This window comes from Qipengyuania mesophila, assembly GCF_019711655.1.
GTDB classification, from domain to species: Bacteria; Pseudomonadota; Alphaproteobacteria; order Sphingomonadales; family Sphingomonadaceae; genus Qipengyuania; species Qipengyuania mesophila.
The window spans coordinates 300,382-326,255 of record NZ_JAIGNU010000002.1 but is presented as its reverse complement, the minus strand read 5'-3'; the positions used below and the strand labels follow the sequence as shown (position 1 = coordinate 326,255).

At 67.4% G+C, this 25,874-nt stretch carries 26 protein-coding genes; 19 read left to right on the top strand and 7 right to left on the bottom strand.

Features of this window, described 5'->3' with window-relative positions; translation table 11 throughout:
- Positions 1–31: 31 nt before the first annotated feature.
- Positions 32–1,420, bottom strand: a complete 1,389-nt coding sequence (locus tag K3181_RS11320; RefSeq protein ID WP_221603209.1) for a leucyl aminopeptidase family protein — start codon at positions 1,418–1,420, stop codon at positions 32–34.
- A gap of 47 nt (positions 1,421–1,467) precedes the next feature.
- On the opposite strand from K3181_RS11320, the gene K3181_RS11315 reads away from it, so the two are divergent.
- Positions 1,468–2,274, top strand: a complete 807-nt coding sequence (locus K3181_RS11315; protein ID WP_221603208.1) for a PdaC/SigV domain-containing protein — start codon at positions 1,468–1,470, stop codon at positions 2,272–2,274.
- A gap of 41 nt (positions 2,275–2,315) precedes the next feature.
- Complete coding sequence (gene map / locus K3181_RS11310; protein WP_221603207.1) at positions 2,316–3,143, top strand: type I methionyl aminopeptidase; 828 nt, start codon at positions 2,316–2,318, stop codon at positions 3,141–3,143.
- Positions 3,144–3,155: 12 nt separating this feature from the next.
- Here the strand turns inward: map and K3181_RS11305 are convergent, their stop codons facing one another.
- From K3181_RS11305 to ccmA, 3 genes are all read right to left on the bottom strand, one after another.
- The gene (locus tag K3181_RS11305) at positions 3,156–4,868 is read right to left on the bottom strand and encodes a bifunctional sulfate adenylyltransferase/adenylylsulfate kinase (RefSeq protein WP_221603206.1); all 1,713 of its coding nucleotides are present in this window, start codon (positions 4,866–4,868) and stop codon (positions 3,156–3,158) included.
- Between the two features lie 61 nt (positions 4,869–4,929).
- A complete protein-coding gene (locus tag K3181_RS11300) occupies positions 4,930–5,583 on the bottom strand; it encodes a heme exporter protein CcmB (protein ID WP_221603205.1) in 654 nt (217 codons plus the stop codon).
- The gene (ccmA, locus tag K3181_RS11295; RefSeq protein ID WP_221603204.1) at positions 5,580–6,161 is read right to left on the bottom strand and encodes a heme ABC exporter ATP-binding protein CcmA; all 582 of its coding nucleotides are present in this window, start codon (positions 6,159–6,161) and stop codon (positions 5,580–5,582) included. The genes K3181_RS11300 and ccmA overlap by 4 nt, the downstream gene beginning before the upstream one ends.
- 57 nt (positions 6,162–6,218) lie before the next feature.
- On the opposite strand from ccmA, the gene K3181_RS11290 reads away from it, so the two are divergent.
- The gene (locus tag K3181_RS11290) at positions 6,219–6,512 is read left to right on the top strand and encodes a 4a-hydroxytetrahydrobiopterin dehydratase (RefSeq protein WP_221603203.1); all 294 of its coding nucleotides are present in this window, start codon (positions 6,219–6,221) and stop codon (positions 6,510–6,512) included.
- Here K3181_RS11290 and K3181_RS11285 read toward each other — a convergent pair.
- From K3181_RS11285 to K3181_RS11275, 3 genes are read right to left on the bottom strand one after another with little or no spacing between them, the layout of a single operon-like run.
- On the bottom strand, positions 6,501–7,547 hold the full coding sequence (locus tag K3181_RS11285; protein ID WP_221603202.1) for an alpha/beta hydrolase: 1,047 nt from the start codon (positions 7,545–7,547) through the stop codon (positions 6,501–6,503). The two genes, K3181_RS11290 and K3181_RS11285, sit on opposite strands and share 12 nt — an antisense overlap.
- 22 nt (positions 7,548–7,569) lie before the next feature.
- On the bottom strand, positions 7,570–8,376 hold the full coding sequence (locus K3181_RS11280) for an SDR family oxidoreductase (protein WP_221603201.1): 807 nt from the start codon (positions 8,374–8,376) through the stop codon (positions 7,570–7,572).
- Between the two features lie 26 nt (positions 8,377–8,402).
- Entirely contained in the window at positions 8,403–9,020 is a 618-nt protein-coding gene (locus tag K3181_RS11275) for a DNA-3-methyladenine glycosylase family protein (RefSeq protein ID WP_221603200.1), read from the bottom strand.
- Positions 9,021–9,111: 91 nt separating this feature from the next.
- Between K3181_RS11275 and K3181_RS11270 the strand changes: the two genes are divergently transcribed.
- The 16 genes from K3181_RS11270 (at position 9,112) to murB (ending at position 25,874) form a co-directional block, all read left to right on the top strand.
- Entirely contained in the window at positions 9,112–9,429 is a 318-nt protein-coding gene (locus tag K3181_RS11270; protein ID WP_221603199.1) for a 2Fe-2S iron-sulfur cluster-binding protein, read from the top strand.
- A 147-nt stretch (positions 9,430–9,576) separates the two neighbouring features.
- Entirely contained in the window at positions 9,577–10,593 is a 1,017-nt protein-coding gene (locus K3181_RS11265; protein WP_221603198.1) for a cysteine synthase A, read from the top strand.
- Positions 10,594–10,624: 31 nt separating this feature from the next.
- Entirely contained in the window at positions 10,625–10,987 is a 363-nt protein-coding gene (locus K3181_RS11260; protein ID WP_221603197.1) for a hypothetical protein, read from the top strand.
- 22 nt (positions 10,988–11,009) lie between these two features.
- Positions 11,010–11,729 (top strand): GldG family protein, encoded by a 720-nt coding sequence (locus K3181_RS11255; RefSeq protein WP_221603196.1) that lies wholly within the window; start codon positions 11,010–11,012, stop codon positions 11,727–11,729.
- Between the two features lie 343 nt (positions 11,730–12,072).
- On the top strand, positions 12,073–12,573 hold the full coding sequence (locus K3181_RS11250) for a division/cell wall cluster transcriptional repressor MraZ (RefSeq protein ID WP_345725492.1): 501 nt from the start codon (positions 12,073–12,075) through the stop codon (positions 12,571–12,573).
- On the top strand, positions 12,570–13,508 hold the full coding sequence (gene rsmH / locus K3181_RS11245; RefSeq protein ID WP_221603195.1) for a 16S rRNA (cytosine(1402)-N(4))-methyltransferase RsmH: 939 nt from the start codon (positions 12,570–12,572) through the stop codon (positions 13,506–13,508). Before K3181_RS11250 ends, rsmH begins: the two co-directional genes overlap by 4 nt.
- Complete coding sequence (locus tag K3181_RS11240; protein WP_221603194.1) at positions 13,508–14,020, top strand: hypothetical protein; 513 nt, start codon at positions 13,508–13,510, stop codon at positions 14,018–14,020. Before rsmH ends, K3181_RS11240 begins: the two co-directional genes overlap by 1 nt.
- Before the next feature lie 62 nt (positions 14,021–14,082).
- Entirely contained in the window at positions 14,083–15,783 is a 1,701-nt protein-coding gene (locus K3181_RS11235; protein WP_221603503.1) for a peptidoglycan D,D-transpeptidase FtsI family protein, read from the top strand.
- A complete protein-coding gene (locus tag K3181_RS11230; RefSeq protein ID WP_221603193.1) occupies positions 15,780–17,252 on the top strand; it encodes a UDP-N-acetylmuramoyl-L-alanyl-D-glutamate--2,6-diaminopimelate ligase in 1,473 nt (490 codons plus the stop codon). The genes K3181_RS11235 and K3181_RS11230 overlap by 4 nt, the downstream gene beginning before the upstream one ends.
- Positions 17,249–18,715 (top strand): UDP-N-acetylmuramoyl-tripeptide--D-alanyl-D-alanine ligase, encoded by a 1,467-nt coding sequence (locus K3181_RS11225; RefSeq protein WP_221603192.1) that lies wholly within the window; start codon positions 17,249–17,251, stop codon positions 18,713–18,715. Before K3181_RS11230 ends, K3181_RS11225 begins: the two co-directional genes overlap by 4 nt.
- 18 nt (positions 18,716–18,733) lie before the next feature.
- On the top strand, positions 18,734–19,804 hold the full coding sequence (gene mraY / locus K3181_RS11220) for a phospho-N-acetylmuramoyl-pentapeptide-transferase (RefSeq protein ID WP_221603191.1): 1,071 nt from the start codon (positions 18,734–18,736) through the stop codon (positions 19,802–19,804).
- Entirely contained in the window at positions 19,801–21,096 is a 1,296-nt protein-coding gene (murD, locus tag K3181_RS11215) for a UDP-N-acetylmuramoyl-L-alanine--D-glutamate ligase (RefSeq protein ID WP_221603190.1), read from the top strand. The genes mraY and murD overlap by 4 nt, the downstream gene beginning before the upstream one ends.
- Positions 21,093–22,358: an FtsW/RodA/SpoVE family cell cycle protein gene (locus tag K3181_RS11210; protein ID WP_221603189.1), complete on the top strand. Its 1,266-nt coding sequence runs from the start codon at positions 21,093–21,095 to the stop codon at positions 22,356–22,358. The genes murD and K3181_RS11210 overlap by 4 nt, the downstream gene beginning before the upstream one ends.
- Positions 22,355–23,551 carry an undecaprenyldiphospho-muramoylpentapeptide beta-N-acetylglucosaminyltransferase gene (gene murG, locus K3181_RS11205; protein ID WP_221603188.1) on the top strand — a complete coding sequence of 399 codons (1,197 nt, stop codon included), beginning with the start codon at positions 22,355–22,357 and terminating at the stop codon, positions 23,549–23,551. The genes K3181_RS11210 and murG overlap by 4 nt, the downstream gene beginning before the upstream one ends.
- On the top strand, positions 23,548–24,972 hold the full coding sequence (gene murC, locus K3181_RS11200; protein WP_221603187.1) for a UDP-N-acetylmuramate--L-alanine ligase: 1,425 nt from the start codon (positions 23,548–23,550) through the stop codon (positions 24,970–24,972). Before murG ends, murC begins: the two co-directional genes overlap by 4 nt.
- On the top strand, positions 24,969–25,874 hold the full coding sequence (gene murB, locus K3181_RS11195) for a UDP-N-acetylmuramate dehydrogenase (protein WP_221603186.1): 906 nt from the start codon (positions 24,969–24,971) through the stop codon (positions 25,872–25,874). The genes murC and murB overlap by 4 nt, the downstream gene beginning before the upstream one ends.

The window sequence follows — 25,874 nt, the reverse complement described above, 5'->3', positions numbered from 1 at the left end:
GCGCGCGGCCTTTCAGGCAAGGCGGCGGGGGTCAGCCTCCCCCGAAACGCGCGCGCAGCATGTGCCAGGCGGCGCGCAGGCCATAGGCATCGCCGCCCTTGGGGCGACCGGGTTTCGCCTGCGGGCGCCACGCGAAGGTGTCGAAATGCGCCCAGTCGATCCCCTCGCCGACGAACTTGTCGAGGAACAGCCCCGCGACGCTCGCTCCGGCAAAGGAATTGGCATGGGCGTTGGAGGTGTCGGCGATGTCCGAGTTGAGCCATTCGCGATAGGCGTCTGGCAGCGGCAGGCGCCAGGGTTCGTCGTCATGCGCCTTGCCCGCCGCGATCAGCGCCTCGGCGGTGGCATCCTCGCGCGTCATCAGCGCGGGGTAGTCGGGGCCCAGCGCGATCCTCGCGGCGCCCGTCAGCGTGGCGAAATCGAGGATCAGCTCGGGCTTCTCCTCGCTCGCGCGCTGGAGCGCATCGCCGAGAATGAGGCGTCCCTCGGCATCGGTATTGCCGATCTCGACCGTCAGCCCCTTGCGCGATTTGAGCACGTCACCGGGGCGGAAGCTGTTGCCGCTGATGGCGTTCTCGACCGCCGGCACCAGCAGGTGCAGGCGGACCGGCAGGCCCGCGCCCATGACGAGATCGGCGAGCGCGATGGCATGTGCCGCGCCGCCCATGTCCTTCTTCATCAGCAGCATGCCGGCGGCGCTCTTCACGTCGAGCCCGCCCGAGTCGAAGCACACGCCCTTGCCGACGATGGCGAGGACGGGATCGCCCTCCTTGCCCCAGCTCAGCTGCATGATGCGCGGTGCGTGGTGCCGCGCCGCGGCGCGGCCGACCGCATGGACCATCGGATATTCCTGCTCCAGCGCATCGCCCTTGGTAACCTTGAGCGTGGCCGAATGCTTCTTGGCGAGTGCCTCGCACTGCTCCTCGAGCGCCGCCGGGCCCATGTCCTCCGCCGGAGTGTTGACGAGGTCGCGGACCAGGCACACCGCCTCCGCCTCGGCGATCGCCGGATCGATCGCCTTGACCTCCTTGGTCAGCAGCACGCGAGGGCCGACCGGGCGCTCGGGCTGCTTGTAGCGGTCGAACACATATTGCGCGGTCTGCCAGCCGTGGAGCGCGGGGCCGGGTTCGCCCTCGGCCCGGCGATAGGTCCCCGCCGGCAGGCTCTCGGCGAGCCGCGCCATGCACCAGCTCGAAAGTTCGTCGGGATTGGCCACACCGCCGACCGCAAACCAGCTATCGCCATCGGGTACGATCCCCACCTGGTAGCCGCTGCCGTCGAACTTCTGCGCCTCCAGCGCGGCGCGCTGGCTGGCGGAGAGCTTCTTTACCCAGCCCTGGAAGCCGTCGCGGTTGACGAGGTGGATGGAAATCGCCTCTTGCCCCCGGTCGGGCTGGATAAGCGGCTGCTTGTCGGCCATATCGAAAATCGCCCCTGATCAATTCGTCTTTCGCAAAGGAAACCGCGATGCGTGCGCCCCTGTTCCTGATTTCGCTCGCCCTGTCGAGTGCGGCCTGTTCGGACGGCGCCGACTATGCGGAGAAGGCGGGAGTGAGCGAAACCGCGACCGCAGAGGCCGAAGCGAGCGCTGCCCCGGCCGCGGAAGCCTATTCGGTCGAGCAGGAGACCGAGCGCTACCAGTTCGCCTATTCCTGGCCCGTCGTGGTCGCCGCCGAGCCCGAGCTGGCCGACTATCTCGAGAAGCGCTCCGATGCGATGCTCGCAGGACTGCGCGAGGAAGCCGACGAGGACTGGGTCTCGGCGAAGGGCGAAGACTGGACCCCGCGCCAGCACAGCGCCGCCGAGGAATGGAAGGTTGTCGCCGACCTGCCGCGTTTCCTCAGCCTTTCGGGCCATCTCTCCTCCTATTCGGGCGGGGCGCACGGCATGTACGGCACGGAATCGCTGGTGTGGGACCGCGAGAAACACCGGGCCGTGAAGGGGATCGAGCTGTTCAACTCGCCCGTGGCGCTGGAGCAGGGGCTGGGCAAGCGGCTCTGCGATACGCTCAACAAGGTACGCGAGAAACGCCGCGGCGAGCCCGTTGACGAGGGGAGCGACGACATGTTCGACAAGTGCCCCGGCCTCGACGAGGCCGAAGTGCTGATCGGCTCGTCCAACGGCAAGACCTTCGACCGCATCACGGTCTATTTCGGCCCCTATGTCGCGGGCGCCTATGCCGAGGGGGACTACGAACTCGATTTCCCGGTCACCGCCTCGGTCCTCGACGCGGTGAAGCCGGAATATGCGAGGGCCTTCAGCGTCAAGCACTAGCGCGCTCGCAAAATGCCCGGACAATCGCTATGTGGGCGCGCATGACCGAATATCAGGTGATCGACAGCGACCAGACCGTCTATCGTGACGGCACCATCAAGCTCCATGGGCCCGAGGGGTTCGAGGGCATGCGCAAGGCCGGGCGCCTCGCCGCCGAAATCCTCGACGAGCTGACCAGTTTCGTCCAGCCGGGAGTGACCACGGGGCAGATCGACGATCTCGTCCGGACGATGACGCTCGATGCCGGCGCGGTGCCGGCAACCATGGGCTATCGCGGCTATGCGCACAGCTGCTGCACCTCGATCAACCATGTGATCTGCCACGGCATTCCGTCGGACAAGGCGCTCAAGGACGGCGACATCGTCAATATTGACGTGACCCCGCTGCTCGACGGCTGGCACGGCGATACCAGCCGCATGTTCTTCGCCGGCGAACCTTCGATCAAGGCCAGGCGGCTGGTCGAGGTGACCTATGAATGCCTGATGCTCGGGATCGACGCCGCCTCTCAGCCGGGTGCGCGCGTGGGCGACATCGGCGCCGCGATCGAGGCGCATGCGCGCCAGTATCGCTATGGCGTGGTGCAGGAGTTCTGCGGCCACGGCCTCGGCCGCCTGTTCCACGATGCGCCCGAAGTGATCCACGCCGCGCGCGCGGGCACCGGGCCGCAGATCAAGCCGGGCATGTTCTTCACCATCGAACCGATGATCAACGCCGGTCGCCCGCATGCCAAGGTCCTCGGCGACGGCTGGACCGCCGTCACCCGCGACAAGTCGCTCTCGGCGCAGTTCGAGCATTCGATCGGGATCACCGAGGACGGGGTGGAGATCTTCACCGAAAGCCCCAAGGGCCTGCACCAGCCGCCTTATTGAGGCGCTCTTAGCTCACGCCAGATACCCCAGCTTCTCCAGCTTGAGCAGCACTTGCTGCGCGGCCTGGTCGATGGTGATGTCGGTGGTGTCGATCCGCATTTCGGGGTTTTCCGGTTCCTCATAGGGATCGGAGATGCCGGTGAATTCCTTGATCACCCCGGCACGAGCCTTGGCGTAGAGGCCCTTGCGGTCGCGCGCCTCGCACACCTCCAGCGGCGTGTTGACGTGGATTTCTAGGAACCCGCCGAGCGGTTCGATCAGTTCGCGCACAACGCGGCGGCTCCCCCTGTACGGTGCGATCGGGGCGCAGATCGCGACGCCGCCGTTCTTGGTGATCTCGCTCGCGACGAAGCCGATCCGCTCGATGTTGAGGTTGCGGTGCTCCTTCGAGAAGCCGAGCTCGCTCGAAAGGTTCTTCCTCACCACGTCGCCGTCGAGCAGCGTCACTCGCCGCCCGCCCATTTCCATCAGCTTGGTCATCACCGCATTGGCGATGGTCGACTTGCCGCTGCCCGAGAAGCCGGTGAAGAACAGTGTGAAGCCCTGTTCGGTAAGCGGTGGGTGGCGCTCGCGCAGCACCGCGACCACCTCGGGGAAACTGAACCATTCGGGCAGCTCGAGATTGTGCTTCAGCCGTCGCCGCAGTTCGGTGCCCGAGATGTTGAGCTGCGTTTCGTGGTCCTCGACCTCGTCGACCGGTGCGTACTGCGCGCGTTCCTGGACGTAGACCATCTGCTTGAAAGGAACGAGACTGATGTCGAGTTCCTCCTGGTGCTCGACGAACAGGTCCTGCGCGTCATAGGGGCCGTAGAAGTCCTCGCCCTTGCTGTCCTTGCCGGGCCCGGCATGGTCGCGGCCGATGATGAAATGGGTGCAGCCGTAATTCTTGCGGATGATCCCGTGCCACAGCGCCTCGCGCGGGCCGGCCATACGCATGGCGAGCGGCAGCAGGCTCAGCGTGCTGGTCTGTTCGGGATAGTGCTGCATCAGCCGGTCGTAGCAGCGCACGCGGGTGAAATAGTCGATGTCGCCCGGCTTCGTCAGTCCGACCACCGGGTGCAGCAGCAGGTTCGCCTCGGCCTCGCGCGCGGCGCGGAAGGTCAGCTCCTGGTGCGCGCGGTGGAGCGGGTTGCGCGTCTGGAAGGCGACCACCTTGCGCCAGCCCCATTTGGCGAAGAGATCGCGCATTTCCCGCGGGCTGTGGCGGATATGGGTGAAGTCGAAATGGCGCGGCGCCTGTACGCCCTTGAGCCTGCCGCCGAGATAGACGGGGCCCGAGTGGTTGAGCAGCCGGTCGACCTCCGGATGGGTGTCGTCGGTGGTCCCCAGAACGCCTTCGCATTCCTTGCGCTTGTCGGGCGTCCACTTGTCCGCGATCGTCATGGTGGCGACGAGCACGCCCTCGCGGTCGCGCAGCGCGATGACATCGCCTTCGCTTACGCTGTCGGCAAAGTGCTGCGAGACGTCGAGCGTGATCGGGATCGGCCACAGCAGGCCATCCGTGAGGCGCATGTCGGCAACCACGCTGTCGTAGTCGGCCTTGCCGAGAAAGCCTTCGAGCGGGGAGAAGCCACCGTTGAGCAGCAGCTCGATGTCGCACAGCTGCCGGGGCGTAAGGTCCCAGCTCGGCCAGTCCTTGGACTGCGCCTTTTCCTCGGCTGCCTCCTCTTCGCTGAGATAGAGGTTCTTCAGCTCGCCGCCATGCGGCTCTTTCTGGGCACCCAAATCCGTTTCTCCCCCCGGCTGGATCTTAGACTCCGCTTCAAAGCATATTATCGCGCGGCGATCACCCCTCGCGTGCCGAGCGGATGGCGGCGCCGGCCACGAAGGGCGCGGCTGCGCAGAGACCGAGGCTGATGGCCGCGGCAAGGGCGATCCCGCCCTCGCCGGTGGTCGAGAGCGCGCCCGCGCCGAAGATCAGGATCGGCACGGCGAGCGGGATCACCATCAGGCCGGCGAGCGCCGCGCCGCCGCGCAGCGTCGCAGTGAGCGCGGCGACGGCGAGGCCGACCGCGGCGAGACCGGGGGTACCGACGAGCAGGCCGAGCAGGACGGTGCGCGTGGTCTCGCCCGGCAGTCCAAGCAGGGCGGCGGCGGGCAGGGTGGCGAGCAGCAACAACGGTGCGAAGGCGAGCCAGTGCGCGAGCAACCGGACCGCCATCGCCAGTTCCTCGCTCACGCCGCGCAGGTGCAGCTGGTCGAACACGCCCGCCTCCATGTCGCCGGCGACGAGCTTTTCGAGCGGGAGGATCGCGGCGAGCAGCGCGGCGACCCAGATCACCCCGCCGCCGGTGCGCGCCAGCAATTGCGCATCGGGCCCGACCGCGAAAGGATAGAGCATGGCGACGGCAAGGAAGAACAGCAGCGGCAACACGCTCCCGCCACCGCGTCCGCCGGGCAGCAGCAGGCCGAGATCGCGTCGGAGCAGTACGCCGATCATGCGGCATACTCCGCGAGGTCGATCGTCCGCGGGGCGGGCAGGGCGATCGGCTGGTGCGAGGCTACCACGGCGATGCCGCCGCCCTGGCAATGCAGCGCAATCAGCGCCTCGAAGGCCTTCTGCGCCTGGCTGTCGAGCCCGTTGAGCGGCTCGTCAAGCAGCCAGATGGGGCAGTTTCGGTTGATCAGCCGCGCGAGCGCGGCGCGCTTCTTCTGCCCGGTCGATAGATACCGCACCGGCACGTCCATCAGCGCGTCCAACTGCAGCACCTCGAGCGCGCGGCCGGGATCGCGGCAGCCGTCGATATCCTGCCAGAAGGCTAGCGCGCGTCCGAGCGGGAGATTGGCATCGAGCGCCAGCCGTTCGTCGACCAGCCCCATCATGCCTTCGCGCTCGACCGTGCCCGCGAAGGGGCGCAGCAGCCCGGCGAGGATCCGCATGAGGCTCGACTTGCCGATCCCGTTGGCGCCGGTGACCTGCACCGCCTGGCCGCTGCCGCATTCGAGCGAAAACCCACGGAACAGCAGCCGCTCGCCGCGGCGGCATGCTATATCCTTTGCGACGAGGCGAGCTTGCATGGGCAGGGGCGATAGGCAAAAGCGCCCGCAGCGACAAGCAGAGGAGATTCGCTCACCATGACCGTCGAGCAACTGACCGAGGAAGAACGCGACAGCTGGCTGCGCGGCCTGACCGGCTGGGCGCTTGCGCGCGAGGGCAAGGCGATCGAGCGGACGTTCGAGTTCGCCGACTTCTCCGAAGCCTTCGCCTTCATGACGCGTGTCGCGATGATCGCCGAGACGCGCGACCACCATCCCGAATGGTTCAACGTCTACAACCGCGTCGAAATCACGCTGACCACGCATGACGCCGGCGGGCTCAGCCTGCGCGACGTCAAGATGGCGCGCAAGATCGACGCGCTACTGGCCTAGCGTTCCCTCGCGCGCTCGCGGTCCGAGGTCCAGCAGCAGGCAACGGTAGTAGAGGCTTTCGCGCGCCCGCTCGGCCGTGCCCGGTGTCATCGCGATGCTGTTGTCGCGCGTGCACTCTGTATCGAGCAGCGCCTGTTCCTCCTCGGTGCGCTCGGCGATGTCGGGGCCGCCGATCAGGGGGTAGCTCTTATACTCGCGCGTCGGTGTCCCGTAGAGCAGGCGGAACGCGTCGAGCGCCATGGGGTGGTAGAGCGTGCCGTGCGTCTCGGCGTCCCCGGCCTCCACGAAGGCCCATTCCAGCCCCTCGGGCGCGTCGGTCCGCAGCGCCGCGATCAGCCTTTCGGTCCCCTCGCGGTGCCAGTCGCCCTCGCTCGCGCTGGTGAGGTAAAGGCGACGCTCGCCAGCGGGATGCTTGGCGAGATAGCCTGCCGCTTCCTTGCCGAATTTCATCTGCTCCCACCACATGCTGGGCGAGATTGCGATATAGTCGTCGAACAGCGTCGGATCCTTCAGCAGCGTCTCGACCACGAACAGGGCGGCGAGCGACTCGCCCATGATCGCGTCGTGCCCGTCGGTGCGGAAGCTCGCTTCGACAAGCGGCTTGAGCTCCTCGCGCAGGAAGCGGCGGTAGTCGGGCGAACCGCCGGGCGTGGCGCCCATGGCGTCCTCGTAGGGTTTGGGATCGACAACCGGCGGCGCCAGTTCGTGGTGCCGGTTCACGCTCTCGATCCCGACGAGGATGAAGGGCTCGAACGACCAGTTCATGTCGCGGCTCTGCGCGATCCCGGCGATGTGCTCGAAATCCTGCTCGGGCCCGCCGTCGAGGACATAGACCACCGGATACTTCCGCTCGGGCTCCTCGTCATAGCCGGTCGGCAGGCGCACGCTGACCTTGCGGCTCTCGCCCTCGAGGATCGCGGTTTTGACTGTGTAGGTAGTGGCGACGACCAGCGGTTCTCCGTCCGTCAGCTGGGCCTCGGCGGGAGCGGCGAGGGCGAGCGCCAGCGCGGCGCCCGAGATCATTGCTTTCAGCATGGTTGCGACTCCCCGGATGCGCTTACTGGCCCAGCGGGCGGAAGGACGAACGCGTCTGCTTGCGCACGCGGCCAGGCAGCCAGCGCGCGGCGAAGGCCATGCTCTTGGCGGTCTTGCCGACGGTGGTGTGCAGTTTCTCGCCATGGACCGCGGCCCAGGCGGCTGCGGCGACTTCTTCGACGGGGGTGATCTCGAGCCCGGCCTCGGTCACGCGCTGGCGGATGCCCTCGTTCGAACGGGCGTTGGGATTGTGGTCGAGCAGCGGCGTGTCGATGAAGCTCGGCATCAGGCTCCGGACGTTGATCCCGTCCTCGGCCCATTCGCCGTCGAGGCTCTCGGTCACAGCGCGGACGCCGAACTTGGTCGCAGAATAGACGCTGGCGCCCGGTGTGCCGTAGATGCCGGCAGCGCTGGCGGTGTTGAGCAGGCAGGAGCCAGGCGCGCTCTTCTTGAGGTGCGGATGCGCCGCCTGCGCGCCGAACAGCACGCCCTTGAGGTTGATGTCGAGGCAGCGCTCGATTTCCTCGGTGCTGTTCTCGAGCAGCGAGCCGCCGAGCGGAATGCCGGCATTGTTGAACACCACGTCGATCCTGCCCCCCGCCGCAACCGAGAAGGCTTCGAGCGCCTCGTCCCAGGCGGCGCGATCGCGCACGTCGAAGACATGCGAATAGACGAAGCCGTTGCCGATCATCTCCTCGGTGGCACGCATGCCCGCCTTGTCGATATCGCCGAGCCCGACGAACCAGCCGCGCTGGCCGAAATAGACCGCTACCGCGCGGCCGATTCCCGACCCGCCACCGGTGATGAAGATCGCTTTGCGCTCGCTCATGTTCTCACTCCCTCCCGGCCGCGCAATCAGAGCGCGGCGTTGTTGTATGTGTGCCAGGTGAAGATGGCCATCGCGCCGCGATAGGGGCGCCATTTGTCACCCAGCGTGCGCGTCTCCTTCTCGCTCGGCCGTGCCGGCAGTTCGAGCAGGCGGCCGACCGCCTCCTGAACCGCGAGATCGCCCGCTGGCCAGATGTCCTGACGACCTTCGGCGAAGAGCAGGTAGATTTCCGCCGACCAGCGGCCGATGCCCTTGATCCGCGTGAGTTCGGCGATCGCCTCTTCATCGTCCTCGGGCAGGCTGTCGAACTGCAGTTCGCCGCTCGCCACCAGCTCGCACAGGCTCCGGGCGTAGCCTTGCTTCTGGCGTGAGAGGCCGCAGGCGCGCAAGGCGTCGAAATCGCGGGCGAGCAGTTCGTGCGGGTGCATCTCCTCGCCCAGTTCGGCCTCGAGCTTGTTCCACACCGAGGCGGCGGCCGCGACGCTGACCTGCTGCCCGACGATCGTGCGCAGCAGCGTCCGGTAACCGGTCGGGCGGATGCGTTCCTCGGGATAGCCGCAGCGCTCGACCGCGGCAGCGACGACGGCGTCTTCGGCAGCGACGGCATCGAGATGCTCGCGCAATTGTGCATTGGTCAGACCCATGGCGAGCGTGCTTGCCTTCCCCGTCCCGATTGAATAGCAGCGCGACGCATAGGTTGGGCCAGTGGCCCTTTGCAACCGAGGAAAGACGCAAATGCCGAAACTGATCGTCACCACCCGCGAAGGCGAAACCAGCGAAATCGACGTCGCCGACGGCCTGACCGTGATGGAAGCGATCCGCGACAACGGCTTCGACGAGCTGCTCGCGCTGTGCGGCGGCTGCTGTTCCTGCGCCACCTGCCATGTCCATGTCGACGCGGCCTTCGCCGACAAGCTGCCCGCAATGAGCGAGGACGAGGACGACCTTCTCGAGTCGACCGATCACCGCGAAGCGACCTCGCGCCTATCGTGCCAGATCCCCTTCACGGCGGAACTGGACGGGCTGAAGGTTACGATTGCTCCCGAGGACTGATTTGCTGCGTGCGTGAAGCGCATCCGCGCTTCCCTTGCGGCAAGCCTGCGACGGACGTCGAAGGTGCATCCGACAGGGAATCCTGCTTTCCTGCCTGAAGATTGATGTTGTTTGCGGGTTAAGGTCGGCTCGCCTAACTCGGCCAGCATGACAGCAACTCCCGTACGCGAGCAGACGCTCGACCTTATCGGCAACACCCCGCTCGTCCGCCTCGCAGGTCCGAGCGCGGAAGCCGGATGCGACATCTTCGGCAAGTGCGAATTCGCCAATCCCGGCGCCAGCGTGAAGGACCGCGCCGCGCTCTACATCATCCGTGATGCAGAGGCGCGGGGCGATCTCAAGCCCGGCGGCACGGTGGTCGAAGGCACCGCCGGCAACACCGGCATCGGCATCGCGCTGGTGGCCAATGCGCTGGGCTATCGCACGATCATCGTGATGCCCGACAACCAGAGCCGCGAGAAGATGCAGACCATCCGCGCGCTGGGCGCCGAGCTGGTCACCGTCCCGCCGACGAAATACGCCGACTGCAACCACTTCCAGCACGTCTCGCGCCGCATGGCGGAGGAAATCGACGGCGCGGTCTGGGCCGGTCAGTTCGACAACACCGCCAACCGCAAGGCGCATATCGAAGGCACGGCGAAAGAATTGTGGGAGCAGATGGACGGGCGGATCGACGGTTTCACCTGCGCTGCGGGGACCGGCGGGACCATCGCCGGGGTCGGCATGGGTCTCAAGGAACTCGACGAGAACGTCACCATCGCGCTGACCGATCCGCACGGCGCGGCGCTCTACAATTACTATGCCCATGGCGAGCTCAAGGCCGAGGGTTCCTCGGTCGCCGAAGGAATCGGGCAGGGCCGCATCACCGCCAATCTCGAAGGCGCGCCGATCGACACGCAGTTCCGCATCTCGGACGAGGAAGGCCTCGCCTGGGTCGCGCGCCTCTTGCGCGAAGAGGGCCTCTGCCTCGGACTGTCGAGTGGGATCAATGTCGCCGGCGCCGTCGCGCTCGGCAAGCAGCTGGTCGCCGAAGGACGCGAGAACCCGCGCGTTGCGACCATGCTGTGCGATACCGGCTTCCGCTATCTCTCGACGCTCTACAATCCCGAATGGCTGGCGGCGAAGAACCTGCCGGTCTTCGATTGGTTGCAATCGGACGATTGACTGACAGACGGCGGTCCCTAGGCTTATGCGCGTGCCCCAATTCTTCGACATGAGCCGCAAGCCGCCAGTGGGCGAACTGCCCGAGGTGCCCGGCAACGATGCCCGTCGCGAGCGGACCATCCAGCGCCTGCAGATCGGGATCACCGGGATCGTGATGATGATTCTGCTCGTCGGGCTGGCGAGCATCATCCAGAACCGCGCTGCCGAAACCGATGCGACCACCGTGCCCGCGGCGGCCCCGACAACCGAGCCGACGCAGGCTGCAACTCAGAACGATCCTTTGGTCGAGGCCGGCGTGGTGCCCGACTTGCCGGTGCAGCCCACGACCCAGCCCAGCGTGACGCCCACTCCGACATCGACGACCGCCCCCAATGCTGCTCCGCCCGCTGAATAGGGTGTTCGCGACATCGCTGGCCATGGCCCTCGCCGCGTGCTCGGCGGGGTCGGCGAGCGAGGAAGCGGTGGCAAAACCGCGTGTCGGGCTCTTCTCCACCCTGCCGATCTATTGGGGCGAGGGCGATATCGCCGCCGTGATCGACGGGGCGGACGAGAAGGACTGGGTGCGCGAGGAGTTGGAAGGCCGCTTCGACCTCGTCCCGCTCGATACGCTCGAGCCCGAGGCGCTCGCCGGGCTCGACCGGGTCATCCTCGCCCAGCCGCGCGCGCTCGCGCCGTCGGAGAATGTGTCCTTCGACCAGTGGCTCGTCGCAGGCGGTAGGGCGGTGATCTTCGCCGACCCCATGCTGACGCGTCACTCGCGCTATTCGCTGGGCGACAGGCGCCGCCCGCAGGACGTCGTCCTGCTCTCGCCCATCCTCGCCCATTGGGGCCTCGAACTGCGCTTCGACGAAGACCAGCCCGCGGGAGAGCGTAGCGCAGAGATCGACGGCGTTCCCGTCCCGATTAATCTCTCCGGGCACTTCGCGGTCCGCGAAGCCGACGCGAAGGACCGCGCCTGCACGGTCGGGGATGCCGGCTTGCTTGCCCGGTGCGCTATCGGCGACGGGACGGCGGTGGTGCTAGCCGATGCCGCGCTGCTCGACTGGGAAGGTCCCGATCCCGCGCCCGCAGAGCGCAAGGCTGCGTTGTGGAGCCTGCTCGGTCCGCTCGCCACTGGCGACACTCCCGCCGACTGATTGGGGATTTTGCGGGAGGGGCTCGGGGAAAGCGCGGGAAAGCCCGCGAGTCCCGCGAAAATCCGTGCCTTCCCAGTGCTTTCGTTAGCTATTTGGTAACCAATACGAATATCGCATGTGTGAAAATATAGTGGAAAAACAGTTATTTGACGGGTTATCCCGTAAAATCCCGCAATTTTCCCTTTCATCCCCCGCGTACCCGCGATAAACCGGTCTCACATCGGACATGCACTGTCACTGCGCGCTTCGCCGGCAGGCGAGGCGGCTCGCCCGTTTGCCCGGGCGTGGGGAAGGTCTTGTGCGGTGGGAAGGTGATTGAAACCCTATTAGAGGTTCGGGGAAAGTGGCATTCGGAGGGTACAGCGGTCAGGCCTATTCGCCCGCGGGCGACAAGGGCCGCTTTGTGCTTCCGCCCCTCTTCCGCAAGGCGGTGAAGGACAGCAGCGACGGCCGCGTCCTGTGCCTGATGAAGCACCCGACTTGGAACTGCCTCGTCGGCTTCGGCCTGTCGCGCAAACCCGAACTCGAAGCCCAGCTCGATCGCGAGGAAGAACTCGCCGCCCGGCTCGGCAAGGAATACGACCGCGACACGCGCTCGAGCCAGCTGTTCGGCTTCCAGGAGCTGCCCTTCGACGACAGCGGGCGCTTCGTCATGCCCGAGCACCTGCGCGCGCTCGGCAAGATCGAGGACGGGCTCTACTTCCAGGGCGGCGGCCGCTTCTTCACCCTGTGGAACCCGGAAGAACTTGCCCAGATGGGCGACGACTGGGCCGGCGCGAAAGCCGCCTGCGACAGCTTCCTCGCCGATACGAAGGCGAAATCAGCGAAGGGTGGGGGCAAATGACCGGCGCCCCGCACATCCCCGTCCTCCTCGACGAGGTGATCGAGGCGCTCGACCCGCAGCCGGGCGACGTCGTGATCGACGCGACCTTCGGCGCCGGAGGCTATACCCGCGCGCTGCTCGAACGCGGCGCGACCGTCCATGCCTTCGATCGCGATCCCGATGCGATCGCCGCCGGGCGCGCCTGGACCGAAACGAGCGAGGAGCCGCCGCGCCTCGTGCTGCACGCGCATCGCTTCTCCGAGATGCTCGACGTCATGACGGCGGCGGGGGTCGCGCAGGTCGATGGCGTGGTGATGGATATCGGCGTCTCGTCGATGCAGCTCGACCAGGCGCATCGCGGCTTCGCCTTCTCGGCCGACGGCCCGCTCGACATGCGCATGAGCCAGGAGGGCGAGAGTGCCGCCGATTTCCTCAATACGGCGGACGAGAAGGCGATCGCCGACGTGCTCTACACCTATGGCGAAGAACGTCAGTCGCGCCGCGTCGCACGCGCGATCGTTGCCGCGCGCCCACTCGAGACGACCGGCGAACTCGCCCGCGTCGTGCGCAAGGCGCTGGGCCACAAGCCGCACGACAAGAAGGACCCGGCCACCCGCACCTTCCAGGCCATTCGAATTCACGTGAACGGCGAGCTCGACGAACTGTCCCAAGCACTGTCGGCTGCCGAACACCTGCTGCGTGAAGGGGGCCGCCTCGCGGTGGTCAGCTTCCACAGCCTCGAAGACCGGATCGTCAAGCGCTTCCTGCGCGAGGCATCCTCAACCCCGAGCGCCTCGCGTCACGTCCCAATGGCGGCGCAGGACGATCCGGTCTTCTTTCGTGTCAGCAAGGCGATCAAGCCGGGCGAGGCCGAGATCGAACGCAACCCGCGCGCCCGTTCCTCGGTGCTGCGCCATGCCACGCGTACGGCCACCCCGGCACGGGAGGCCGCGTGATGGTTGGCGGTTCGCGCATTCGCCAGATCGGCTGGGCGCTGGTGCTGGCCATCTGTTTCGCGCTGCTCCTCGCGCTGACCTTCAAGGTCAATGCGGTGAAGAGCGACGTGCGGCTGGCCGAGCGCCGGATCATCGCCGCGCAGCAGGCCAAGCTGATGCTGGAAACCGAGTTCGAGACGCGCGCCAGCCAGCAGCAACTCTCCGACTGGAACGCGGTCGAATTCGGCTATTCCGCGCCGCGGGCCGACCAGTATCTCGAAAACGAGCGCCAGCTTGCCGCGCTGGGCACGCCGCGCGGCCTCGATGCACCCGCGCCCGTGCGCGTCGCGCTCAACCGACCGGTCGCCGAAAGCGAAGGTCTCTTCGCCGAGTGGATCGATGACGGCGACGAGCCCGAGACCCGGCCACAGGCCGAACGGCGCGAACTGGCGGCCGCGGCCGCCGAAGGGCTGGCCGATCGCCTCGCCCGCCCGGCGGTGTCGATGGCCGTCGCCGCCGAGGTGAGCCAGTGAACGCCTTTTCCGGCTTCGGACCCGCCATCGCTGCGGGCAGGAGCGGGCACGGGGCGGTGAGCATGGCGGTGGCCTCGGGCCGCGTCCAGCTGGTCACCATCCGCGAACGCTCGCTGACCACGGCGCGCTGGCGCGTGCTGTGGGTCGCGCTCGGTTTTGCCTTCGTCGCGCTCTTGGCGCTGGTCCGCATCGCCTATCTCGGCATGGCCGACCACGGGCTGCGCGGCACCTCGCTCGAGGAAGCGCTGCTGCCGCCGCGCGGCGAGATTACCGACCGCAACGGCGTGCCGCTGGCGCGCGCCTTCCCCGCCTACGCGCTGTGGTTCAACCCGACCGCGCTGGGCGACGACGGCGCGCCGCTGGTGCGCGATCCCGCGACCGTTGCCGCCAAGCTCAAGGCGATTTTCCCCGACCTCGACCAGAAGGCCGTCGCCGCGCAATTCGCGGCCGGCAAGCAGGGCTATATCCGCCGCCGCGTGCTGCCCGAGGAGGCCAATCGCGTGCAGGAAATCGGCGAACTCGCGCTCGAGATGCCGATGGAACAGGATCGCCACTACCCGCAGGGGTCCATGGCGGCGCATGTGCTCGGCTATGTCGCCGCCGACGGGCATGGCCGTGTCGGGATGGAGCAGGTGTTCGACAAGCATCTCTCGAACCCCGCCACCCGCGGCACGCCGGTCGCCCTGTCGATCGATTCGCGCGTCCAGGGCGCGCTCGAAGACGAACTGCGCCGCGGCATGAAGCTGGTCCAGGCACAGGGCGGCGCGGGCATCGTGCTCGACGTCGACACCGGCGAAGTCCTCGCGCTGGCCTCGCTCCCCGAATTCGACCCGAACAAGATCGACGCGCGCGGCGAGAAGCTGATGTTCAACCGGGTGACCAACCAGGTCTACGAACTCGGTTCGACCTTCAAGCCGCTGTCGATCGCGGCGGCGATCGATGCCGGCGTGGTCCGCAACCTCGGCCGGCGGTGGGACGCGACCCCCGTCAAGGTCGGCCGCTTCACCATCAGCGACAGCCACAGCCTGGGTGCCGATCTCAATGTGATCGAGACGCTGATCCATTCCTCGAACACCGTGACCGCGCGCGTGGTCGACGAGCTCGGACCGGAACGCATGCGCCGCACGATGATCGATCTCGGTATGAACGAGCGCCCCTATATCGAACTGCCCGCCAAGGGCTTCCCGATCTGGCCGGGCGAGAAATGGCCGCGCCTGCGGTCGATGACCGTCGGCTATGGCCACGGGATCGCCGTCACCCCGCTGCACCTCGCCAGCGCCTACGCGGCGATGGTCAATGGCGGCATCTGGCGCCCGGCCACGCTGAAGAAGCTCGGGCCGGGCGAGGCCCCCAAGGGCCGCCGCGTGTTCAAGGCCTCGACCTCCAGCCGCATGCGCCAGCTGCTCCGCGCGATCGCGGTCTACGGGACCGGCAGGAACGCCGATGCCCCCGGCTACCGGGTCGGCGGCAAGACCGGCTCGGCCGAAAAGCCCGGCGCGCACGGCTACCAGAAGAGCGCGCTCGTCTCGACCTTCGCCGCCGCCTTCCCGATGGACCGTCCGCGCTATGTCGTGATCGCCATGCTCGACGAGCCGCGCGGAACGCTCGCCAGCTCCTACCAGCGCACCGCCGCCTGGAATGCCGCCCCGATCGTCGGGCGCCTCGTCCCGCGCATCGGACCGCTGATCGGCGTGCGCCCCGACGATACGCGCGATGTCGACATTTCCGACATCAAGCCGCTGATCCCGGAGGCCAACAAGTGAAGCTTGCCCAGTTGTGCAAGGCGGCAGGAATCGCCTGCGATGCGGACGTCCAGGTGACCGGCTTCGCGATCGACAACCGCAAGGTCGCGCCGGGCACCGTCTTCGGCGCCTTCCAGGGCGCGCGCGTCAATGGCGAGGACTTCATTCCTGCCGCGATCGAGAGCGGCGCGGTCGCCGTGGTCGCGCGTCCCGAGGCCAGGGTCGAGGGCGCGCTGCATATCGCCGACGTCACGCCGAGGCGGGCCTTCGCCGCGCTGGCGGCACAGTATTTCACGCCCGTTCCCGACCACATCGTTGCGGTCACCGGGACCAATGGCAAGACCTCCACAGTCGAGATGACGCGCCAGATCTGGCGCATGGCGGGCGAGCGCGCGGCGAGCATCGGCACGCTGGGCGTGACGACGCCTGACGAAAGCGTTTCGACCGGGCTGACCACGCCCGATATCGTCACCTTCCTTTCCAACCTAAGCGGTTTGGCGCGCGAGGGCGTGACGCATGTCGCCTACGAAGCATCGAGCCACGGCCTGTCGCAGTTCCGCAACGAGGGCGTGCCGGTCGAGGCGGCGGGCTTCACCAATTTCAGCCGCGACCACCTCGACTACCACGCCGACATGGAGGACTATTTCCGCGCCAAGATGCGGCTGTTCGACGAGGTCGTCTCCGATGGCGCGACGGCGGTGATCTGGATGGGGTCGGGCGACAGCGGCTGGAATGCGCGCGTCGTCGATCATGCGACCCGCCGCGGCCTCCGCGTCATGACCGTCGGCGAGCAGGGCGAGGCGATCCGCCTGACCCGCCGCGAGCCGACCCAGCTCGGCCAGTCGCTGACCATCGAGCACAGGGGCACAAGCCGGACGATCAACCTGCCGCTGATCGGCGCCTACCAGGTGGCCAATGCGCTCACCGCTGCCGGGCTCGCGCTCGCGACGGGCATCGATGCCAGCCAGGTATGGGACGGCGTCGCACGCCTCCAGCCGGTACGCGGACGGCTCGAACGCGCTGTGATCGCGCCGTCGGGCGCGCCGGTCTATGTCGATTATGCGCACACGCCCGACGCGCTCGAGGCGGCCATCGCCGCGCTGCGCCCGCACGTTGCCGGAAGGCTGATCACGGTCTTCGGGGCCGGCGGCGACCGCGATCACGGCAAGCGCGCGCCGATGGGCGAGGCTGCTGCCAAGGCGAGCGATCTCGTGATTGTCACCGACGACAATCCGCGCGGCGAGGATCCTGCGGATATCCGTCGCCAGGTGCTTGAGGGTGCGCCGCAGGCGCGCGAGATAGGGGATCGTCGCGAAGCCATTTGCGCGGCCATCGCCGAAGCCGGCGCGGACGACATCGTCCTAGTCGCCGGCAAGGGACACGAAACGGGTCAGATCATCGGATCGGGAGAAAACATGCGGGTGTTGCCCTTCGACGATGTCGAGGTTGCGCGTGAGTGCGCGGCTGAAATAGTCGGGACTGCGGAATGAGCGCCGCGATCCTGCGCCATCCGGCCTATGTCGAATGGCCCGCCGAACCGCGCGACCGGCTGCCGCTGACGCTGTGGTCGGCGAAGGACATCGCCGCCGCCGTGGGCGGCACCGCCAGCCATGACTTCCAGGTTGCCGGCGTCGAGATGGACAGCCGCGACGTGGTCCATGGCGATCTCTTCATCGCGCTGAAGGGCGAAGCGATGGACGGCCATCGTTTCCTCGACAAGGCCTTCGCCAATGGCGCCGCAGGGGCGATCGTCGACCGCCCGGTCGACTGGCCGCATATCCTGGTCGCCGACACGACCGAGGCGCTGAAGGCGCTGGCCCGCGCGTCGCGCAGCCGGGTCGAGGCGAAAATCATCGGCGTCACCGGCTCGGTCGGCAAGACCGGGGTCAAGGAAGCGATCTTCGCCAGCCTCGAACGCGCCAGCCGCGGCGCCGCGCATCGCTCGACCCGCAGCTACAACAACCATGTCGGCGTTCCGCTGAGCCTCGCCCGCATGCCCGCGCGCAGCCGCTTCGGCGTGTTCGAGATGGGCATGAACCACGCGGGCGAGATCGCCGGGCTGACCCCCCAGGTACGCCCGCATGTGGCGGTCATCACCACGATCGCCCCGGCGCATATCGAGAACCTCGGCAGCATAGAGGCGATCGCCGACGCCAAGGCGGAAATCTTCGCCGGGATCGAACCCGGCGGCACCGCCGTCATCCCCGCCGACAGCGAGCATTACGAGCGCCTCGCGCAGGCCGCACTCGACGCGGGTGCGAAAGTGGTCAGCTTCGGCAGGGCACGTTTCGCCGATGTCCGCTTGCTCGATGCCATCCCCAGCGCCAACGGCGGCAGCCTCGTGACCTGCGAATTCCCCGAAGGACGGCTGTGCTACACCGTAGCCGAGCCCGGCGACCACTGGGTTGTCAACTCGCTCGCGGTGATGGCCGCGGTGCGGGCGGCGGGCGGCGACATGGCCGCCGCCGGCCTCGCGCTTGCCGAAATGGGCGGGCTCAAGGGCCGCGGGGCACGCCACGGGATCGACGTCCCCGGCGGCAAGGCGCTGCTGATCGACGAGAGCTACAACGCCAATCCCGCCAGCATGCGCGCTACGCTGGCGCAGCTCGGCCAGACGCCCTCGGGGCGCCGGATCGCCGTGCTCGGCGCAATGAAGGAACTGGGCGATTTCGGCCCGCAGTTCCATGCCGCGCTGGCCGAACCCATCGTCGAGGCCGATGTCGACTATGCGTTGCTGGTCGGCGACGAGATGCTCGCCCTCGCGCGCGAACTGGGGAAACCGCAGAACACCGCGCTTGGCAAGCCGCTTGCCTGGGCGCATTGCCGAACTGCCGACGAGGCGATCGAGCTGCTCGAGGACTATGGCGTCGTGGCGGGCGATGCCGTGCTGGTCAAAGGGTCGAACTCGGTCGGGCTCGGCCGGCTCGTGGATCATTTCACCCGCGCCGGATAGGCGCGACGAGAGGCCGAATTGCTTTACCTCCTCGCCGAATGGTTGAATTTCGAAGGCATCTTCAACCTCGTGCGCTACCAGACCTTCCGCGCCGGGGCGACTCTCATGACGGCGCTGGTCATCGGCCTCGTCATCGGGCCGCGCTTCATCGCCATGCTGCGCGTGCGCCAGGGCAAGGGCCAGCCGATCCGCGAGGACGGCCCGCAATCGCATCTCGCCAAGCGCGGCACGCCGACCATGGGCGGGCTGATGATCCTCATCAGCCTGTCGCTCTCGGTACTGGTGTGGATGGACCTCAGGAACCCGTTCATCTGGGCGGTGTTGGCGGTGACGCTGGGCTTCGGCCTGATCGGCTTCCTCGACGATTACGACAAGGTCACCAAGGCCAGCCACAAGGGCGTGTCGGCGCGCGTCCGCCTGCTGCTGGAATTTGCGGTGGCGGGCGTGGCGAGCTACCTCGCGGTGAGCCAGATCAACACCTTCCTCTACGTGCCCTTCGTCAACGATTTCGGGATCGAACTCGGCTTCTTCTACTATGTCTTCGCCGCCATCGTGATCGTCGGCGCGGGCAATGCGGTGAACCTCACCGACGGGCTCGATGGCCTCGCGACCATGCCCGTGATCATCGCCGCGGGCACCTTCGCGCTGATCGCCTATCTCGTCGGCCGCGTCGACTTCTCGAGCTATCTCGGCATCCCCTATGTCGAGGGTGCGGGCGAGCTGGCGATCTTTTGTGCGGCAATCATGGGGGCGGGTCTCGCCTTCCTCTGGTTCAACGCCCCGCCGGCCGCCGTGTTCATGGGTGACACCGGCTCGCTGGCGCTGGGCGGGGCGCTCGGCGCGATTGCCGTATCGACCCATCACGAGGTGGTCCTCGCCATCGTCGGCGGGCTGTTCGTGTTCGAGGCGCTCTCGGTCATCATCCAGGTGTTCTGGTTCAAGCGCACCGGCAAGCGGGTCTTCCGCATGGCGCCGATCCATCACCATTTCGAACAATTGGGCTGGTCGGAGAGCAAGGTGGTTATCCGCTTCTGGATCGTCGCCATCATCCTCGCGCTGATGGGGCTGGCAACGCTCAAGCTACGATGATCACCTCGCCTGCCTGGAAGGACAAGAAGTACGCGGTGCTCGGCCTCGCGCGCTCCGGCCGGGCCACGGTCGAGGCGCTGCTGGCGTCGGGCGCCGATGTGCTGGCGTGGGACGACCGCGCCGAGGCGCGCGAACCCTTCCTGGGCCGCTGCGCCGTGGCCGATCCGCTGGACGCGGACCTGACCGGTTATGCGGGCGTTATCGTGAGTCCCGGTGTCCCGCTCAACACCCACCCGATCAAGCCGCATGCCGACAGCTTCGGCGTGCCGGTGATCGGCGACATCGAACTCTTCGCGCAGGCGCGCGCTGACCTGCCGCCGCACAAGGTCGTCGGCATCACCGGCACCAACGGCAAGTCGACCACCACCGCGCTGGTCCACCACATCCTCAAGACCGCTCGCGTGCCGACCACCATGGGCGGCAACATCGGTCTGCCAATCCTCGAGCAGGAGCCGTTGCCCGAAGGCGGGGTATATGTGCTGGAACTGTCCAGCTACCAGATCGACCTGACCTATTCGCTCGACTGCGACGTTGCGGTGCTCCTGAACATCACGCCCGATCATCTCGACCGTTACGACGGGGACTTCGCGAAATATGCGGCGAGCAAGTCGCGCTTGCTGGCGATGCAGACCCGCGGCCACAATTCCATCGCCCGCTTCACCGATGCGCGAGCCTTGGGCCAATTCGCCGAAGGCACGATAGCAAGCATCCTCGAAGATGTACTCAAGAACAGGGGTGTCGAGCCAGGCGAGCAAGCGAATTGGCCGTCGCTGCAGGGCCCTCACAATCTCGAGAATGCGGCAGCCGCGATCGAGGTCTGCGACATTCTGGGACTATCCGGAAAGCAAATCCGCGACGGGCTCGAGAGCTACTCCGGCCTCCCGCACCGCATGGAGCGCGTCGCCGAAATCTCGGGCGTCGCCTATGTCAACGACAGCAAAGGCACCAACACCGCCGCCTCCGCGCCTGCGCTGGCGGCGTTCGACAAGATCCACTGGATCGTCGGCGGGCTCGCCAAGGAGCCGGGGCTGGGCGAGTGCGAGGCCGAAATGGGCCATGTGAAGGCCGCCTATACCATCGGCAAGGCCGGGCCCGACTTCGCCGCGCTGATTGAACCAATTGTGCCCGTCGAAGGGTGCGAAACACTGGACCGTGCGGTCGCGAAGGCGGCGGAAAATGCGGCGCCGGGTGATACCGTGCTCCTCTCGCCCGCCTGCGCCAGCTTCGACCAGTATCGCGATTTCGAGGCGCGCGGGGAGCACTTCCGCGCGCTGGTGGAGGGGCTCGCATGAACACGGTGCAGCCCTATGTTCCCGGCAAGCGCCAGCCCGCGCACATGCCCAAGGGCAAGATTTCGCGCTGGACCGAGCTCAAGATCTGGTGGCGCGAGATCGACCGCGTGCTGCTGCTGCTCGTGCTGCTGCTGATGGGTCTCGGCACGATCGCGGTGGCCGCCGCCAGCCCCGCCAGCGCCGATCGTCTGTCGACCTCCAGCCAGACGCTCGACCCGCTCTATTTCTTCTATCGCCACCTTGCCTGGCAGATGCTTGCGATCGCCACCATGCTCGGCATCTCGATGCTCGGGCGCGAGAACGCGCGGCGTTTCGGCCTGCTGCTCGCGGCAGGGATGACCGGCCTGCTGTTCCTCGTCCCCGTGATCGGCGCGGAGATCAACGGCGCGCGGCGCTGGATCAATCTCGGCATGCAGTTCCAGCCGTCCGAATTCCTCAAGCCCGGCTTCGCCATCGCCACCGCCTGGATTCTCTCCTGGCGCATGCGCGATCCCAACATGCCCGTGGCCGGCATCGCCACCGCCTACGTCGGGCTGATCGCGGCGCTGATGATGATGCAGCCCGATTTCGGCGGGACGATCCTTTTCGCCGGCGTGTGGTTCGTGGCGATGATCCTCGCCGGGATCGACGTGAAGCGGCTCGGCGCGGTGATCGGCGCGGCGGTCGCCGGGCTCACCGCAACCTATTTCCTCTACGACAACGCGCGCCACCGTATCGACAGCTTCATCGGCGGCGGTACCGCCTACGACCAGGTCGATCTCGGCGCGCGCACGCTCACCGCTGGCGGGTGGCTCGGCGCGGGCTACGGCCTCGGCATCCGCAAGATGAGCCTGCCCGAAGCGCATACCGACTATATATTCAGCGTCATCGGCGAGGAATTCGGCCTGATCGCCTGCGCGCTGATCGTGCTGCTCTATCTCGCCATCGTCGGCCGTGTGCTGATGCGGCTGATCGACGAGGAAGATCTCTTCGCGCTCCTCGCGGGGGCGGGGCTGACCGCGCTGCTGGGCGGGCAGGCCTTCATCAACATCCTCGTCAACCTCCAGCTCTTCCCGTCCAAGGGGATGACGCTGCCGCTGGTCAGCTATGGCGGGTCCTCGACCATCGCCGTCTGTCTGACGGTCGGCCTGCTGCTGGCAGTCACGCGGCGCAATCCCTTCCTCAAAAGCCGGACCAAGGGACTTGGCGACCGCCTCGGCTTCGGGCAGATGGCCCCCATGCAAGAAAAGTCGGGTTCCGCGCGCCGGGAGATTCACCCATGACCGGTGCCAGTCGCCATTATGTTCTCGCCGCCGGGGGCACCGGTGGGCATTTGCTGCCCGCCTTCGCGCTCGCCGCCGAACTTCACCGGCGCGGCCACCACGTCGCGCTGATCACCGATGCGCGCGGCGCGCAGATTCCGGGCAAGCCCGACTTCCTGCCCGCCCACGTCATTCCCGCGGGGCGCTTCGGCAAGAACCCGCTCACCTGGATCAAGGGCATCAGGGCCGTGCTCGAAGGGCGCCGGATGGCGCTGCGGCTGTTCGAGAGCTTCGAACCCAGCGCGGTGGTTGGCTTCGGCGGCTATCCCTCGCTGCCGACGATCCTCGCCGCGACCAGCGCGGGCGTGCCGACCGTGGTGCATGAACAGAACGCCGTGCTCGGCCGGGTCAACCGCCTGTTCGCGCGCAGGGTCGATGCGATCGCGACGTCCTATCCCGAGGTCGAGCGGCTCGACGCCAAGCACGCGGGCAAGGTCCACCTGGTCGGCAATCCGGTGCGTGCGGGCGTGCTGTCGCTGCGCGACGAGCCGTTCCCTCCCTTCACCGAGGACGGGCTGCTGCGCGTGCTGGTGACCGGCGGCAGCCAGGGCGCACGAGTCCTTTCCGAAGTGGTCCCCGACGGCCTGTCCATGCTCCCGCCCGCGCTGCGCCAGCGGCTGCAGGTCACGCAGCAATGCCGGCCCGAGGATCTCGACACGGTCCGCGAGCGCTATCGCTCGCATGGCATCCCCGCCGAACTCGCGACCTATTTCGAGGACATGGCGGCGCGGCTCGCCGATGCGCATCTGTTCATCGGTCGCGCTGGTGCCTCGACCATTGCCGAACTGACCGCGGTGGGCCGTCCCGCCATCCTCATCCCGCTGCCGATCGCCACCGACGACCACCAGGCCGCAAATGCGCGCGAGCTGGCCAAGTCGGGCGGGGCGCGGATGATCCGGCAGGAACGGTTCACCGGCAAGGAGCTGGCCAAGCAGATCAAGGCGCTCGCGGAAAATCCGCAGGGCCTCGCCAAGGCCGCGCATGCTGCCTGGAACTGCGGGCGCCCGAGGGCGGCCGAGGACCTCGCCGATCTCGTCGAGAGCTTCGGCGGTGCCGAGATGATGGATGTGATCCGCGTGGGCGGCAACAATGCCCGCGGCGCGTCGCAGGGCATTCCGGCGGGGCAAGGCGCCAATCGGGAGACTGCACGATGAGAGGCGTCGCAACCGATATCGGGACCATTCACTTCGTCGGCATCGGCGGCATCGGCATGTCGGGCATCGCCGAGGTGATGGATAACCTCGGCTACAGGGTCCAGGGCTCGGACGCGAAGGAAAGCGCGACCGTCGAGCGGCTGCGCAAGCGCGGCATCCAGATCGCCATCGGCCATGCGCCCGAGAACGTCGAGGGCGCGGCGGTCGTCGTCACCTCGACCGCGGTCAAGCGGACCAATCCCGAAGTCGCCTATGCGCTCGAAAACCGCATCCCGGTGGTGCGCCGCGCGGAGATGCTCGCCGAGCTGATGCGGCTCAAGTCGACTGTCGCGGTCGCGGGCACGCATGGCAAGACCACCACCACCAGCATGATCGCCGCGCTGCTCGATGCCGGCGGGATCGATCCGACCGTGATCAACGGCGGGATCATCGAACAATATGGCTCGAACGCGCGGCTCGGCGACAGCGAGTGGATGGTGGTCGAGGCCGACGAGAGCGACGGCAGCTTCCTGCGGCTCGACGGGACCATCGCCGTGGTCACCAATATCGATCCCGAACACCTCGACCATTACGGCGATTTCGACGGGATGAAGGATGCCTTCGTCGAGTTCATCCACAACGTGCCCTTCTACGGCGCGGCGGTGCTGTGCATAGACCATCCCGAGGTGCAGGCGGTGATCGGCAAGGTGCGCGATCGCAACGTCGTGACCTACGGCTTCAACCTCCAGGCCGACATCTGCGGGGTCAACGTGCGCCCCGATGCGGGCGGCAATTGCTTCGATGTGATCGTGCGCCGCCGCGGGCAGGAGGATCGCCGGATCGAGGGTGTACGCCTGCCCATGCCCGGGCGGCACAATGTCCAGAACGCGCTCGCCGCAATCGCCGTGGCGATCGAGATGGGCTGCGACAACGATGTTATCTGCACCGGCTTCTCCCATTTCGGCGGCGTCCGGCGGCGCTTCACCAAGGTCGGCGAAGTGCCCAGCGGCACGGGTGTGGCGACGATCATCGACGATTACGGTCACCACCCGGTCGAGATCAGGGCGGTGCTCGCCGCAGCGCGCGAAAGCGCGGGCGAGGGGCGCGTCATCGCCGTGGTCCAGCCGCATCGCTACACCCGCCTGCGCGATTTGATGGACGAGTTCCAGTCCTGCTTCAACGAGGCCGACCAGGTCTATGTGACGCCGGTCTATGCCGCGGGCGAGGACTCGATTGAGGGCGTCGATGCCGATGCGCTCGTCGCCGGTCTCAAGGCGCGCGGCCACCGCGCCGCGCAGACGGTCGCCGACGAAGGCGATCTCGCGGCGAAGCTGGCCGGCGATCTGCGCGCGGGCGATTTCGTCGTCTGCCTCGGTGCGGGCGACATCACGCAATGGGCGGCAGGGCTCGCCGATGCCATCGCGAGGGCGACCACGGCATGACCGCACTCGACGAACCCGTCGACACCACGGGATTGCGCGGCAAGCTGACGCCCGATGCGCCGCTCGCCAAGCTCGTCTGGTTCAAGGCCGGCGGCAAGGCCGACTGGTTGTTCGAACCCGCCGACCTCGACGAATTGAGGCTCTTCCTCGAGCGGCTCGGCGGCCGCCTGCCGGTGATGGCGCTCGGCCTCGGCTCGAACATGATCGTCCGCGACGGCGGTGTGCCGGGCGTGGTGATCCGGCTCGGCAAGCCCTTCGCCAAGATCGAGACCCATGCCGACCACACGCTGACCTGCGGGGGCGGCGCTCATGGCATCCTCGTCGCCTCGACCGCGCGCGACGCGGGCATTGCCGGGGTCGAATTCATGCGCGGCATACCGGGCACGGTCGGCGGCTTCGTGCGGATGAACGGCGGCGCCTATGGCCGCGAGGTCAGCGACGTGCTGATCGATTGCGACGTCGTCCTGCCCGACGGGACACTGGTCACGCTGCTCGCGGCGGAGCTTCGCTACACCTACCGCCATTCCGAATTGCCCGAAGGCGCGGTGGTCGTGCGCGCACGCTTCCAGGGCGAGCCGGGCGATCCCGCCGAGATCGGTGCGAAAATGGATGCCATCGGCGAGGCACGTGAGCAATCGCAGCCGCTGCGCACCAAGACCGGCGGGTCGACCTTCAAGAACCCCCCGGGGAAGAAGGCCTGGGAACTGGTCGATGCGGCGGGCTGTCGCGGCCTCAAGATGGGGGGCGCGCAGGTGAGCGAGAAGCATACCAACTTCCTGCTCAATGTCGACGACGCGACCAGCGCCGACATCGAAGGCCTGGGCGAAGAGGTGAAGCGCCGCGTGCGCGCGAATTCGGGCGTCGAGCTCGAATGGGAAATTCAACGAGTGGGGCGGCCCTAG

Bases quoted from the DNA above. Each gene is read 5' to 3' on its own strand.
- K3181_RS11320 (WP_221603209.1), bottom strand. From the start codon at position 1,420: ATGGCCGACAAGCAGCCGCTTATCCAGCCCGACCGGGGGCAAGAGGCG.
- K3181_RS11315 (WP_221603208.1), top strand. From the start codon at position 1,468: ATGCGTGCGCCCCTGTTCCTGATTTCGCTCGCCCTGTCGAGTGCGGCC.
- map (WP_221603207.1), top strand. From the start codon at position 2,316: ATGACCGAATATCAGGTGATCGACAGCGACCAGACCGTCTATCGTGAC.
- K3181_RS11300 (WP_221603205.1), bottom strand. From the start codon at position 5,583: ATGATCGGCGTACTGCTCCGACGCGATCTCGGCCTGCTGCTGCCCGGC.
- ccmA (WP_221603204.1), bottom strand. From the start codon at position 6,161: ATGCAAGCTCGCCTCGTCGCAAAGGATATAGCATGCCGCCGCGGCGAG.
- K3181_RS11290 (WP_221603203.1), top strand. From the start codon at position 6,219: ATGACCGTCGAGCAACTGACCGAGGAAGAACGCGACAGCTGGCTGCGC.
- K3181_RS11285 (WP_221603202.1), bottom strand. From the start codon at position 7,547: ATGCTGAAAGCAATGATCTCGGGCGCCGCGCTGGCGCTCGCCCTCGCC.
- K3181_RS11280 (WP_221603201.1), bottom strand. From the start codon at position 8,376: ATGAGCGAGCGCAAAGCGATCTTCATCACCGGTGGCGGGTCGGGAATC.
- K3181_RS11275 (WP_221603200.1), bottom strand. From the start codon at position 9,020: ATGGGTCTGACCAATGCACAATTGCGCGAGCATCTCGATGCCGTCGCT.
- K3181_RS11270 (WP_221603199.1), top strand. From the start codon at position 9,112: ATGCCGAAACTGATCGTCACCACCCGCGAAGGCGAAACCAGCGAAATC.
- K3181_RS11265 (WP_221603198.1), top strand. From the start codon at position 9,577: ATGACAGCAACTCCCGTACGCGAGCAGACGCTCGACCTTATCGGCAAC.
- K3181_RS11255 (WP_221603196.1), top strand. From the start codon at position 11,010: ATGGCCCTCGCCGCGTGCTCGGCGGGGTCGGCGAGCGAGGAAGCGGTG.
- rsmH (WP_221603195.1), top strand. From the start codon at position 12,570: ATGACCGGCGCCCCGCACATCCCCGTCCTCCTCGACGAGGTGATCGAG.
- K3181_RS11240 (WP_221603194.1), top strand. From the start codon at position 13,508: ATGGTTGGCGGTTCGCGCATTCGCCAGATCGGCTGGGCGCTGGTGCTG.
- K3181_RS11235 (WP_221603503.1), top strand. From the start codon at position 14,083: ATGGCGGTGGCCTCGGGCCGCGTCCAGCTGGTCACCATCCGCGAACGC.
- K3181_RS11225 (WP_221603192.1), top strand. From the start codon at position 17,249: ATGAGCGCCGCGATCCTGCGCCATCCGGCCTATGTCGAATGGCCCGCC.
- murD (WP_221603190.1), top strand. From the start codon at position 19,801: ATGATCACCTCGCCTGCCTGGAAGGACAAGAAGTACGCGGTGCTCGGC.
- K3181_RS11210 (WP_221603189.1), top strand. From the start codon at position 21,093: ATGAACACGGTGCAGCCCTATGTTCCCGGCAAGCGCCAGCCCGCGCAC.
- murG (WP_221603188.1), top strand. From the start codon at position 22,355: ATGACCGGTGCCAGTCGCCATTATGTTCTCGCCGCCGGGGGCACCGGT.
- murC (WP_221603187.1), top strand. From the start codon at position 23,548: ATGAGAGGCGTCGCAACCGATATCGGGACCATTCACTTCGTCGGCATC.
- murB (WP_221603186.1), top strand. From the start codon at position 24,969: ATGACCGCACTCGACGAACCCGTCGACACCACGGGATTGCGCGGCAAG.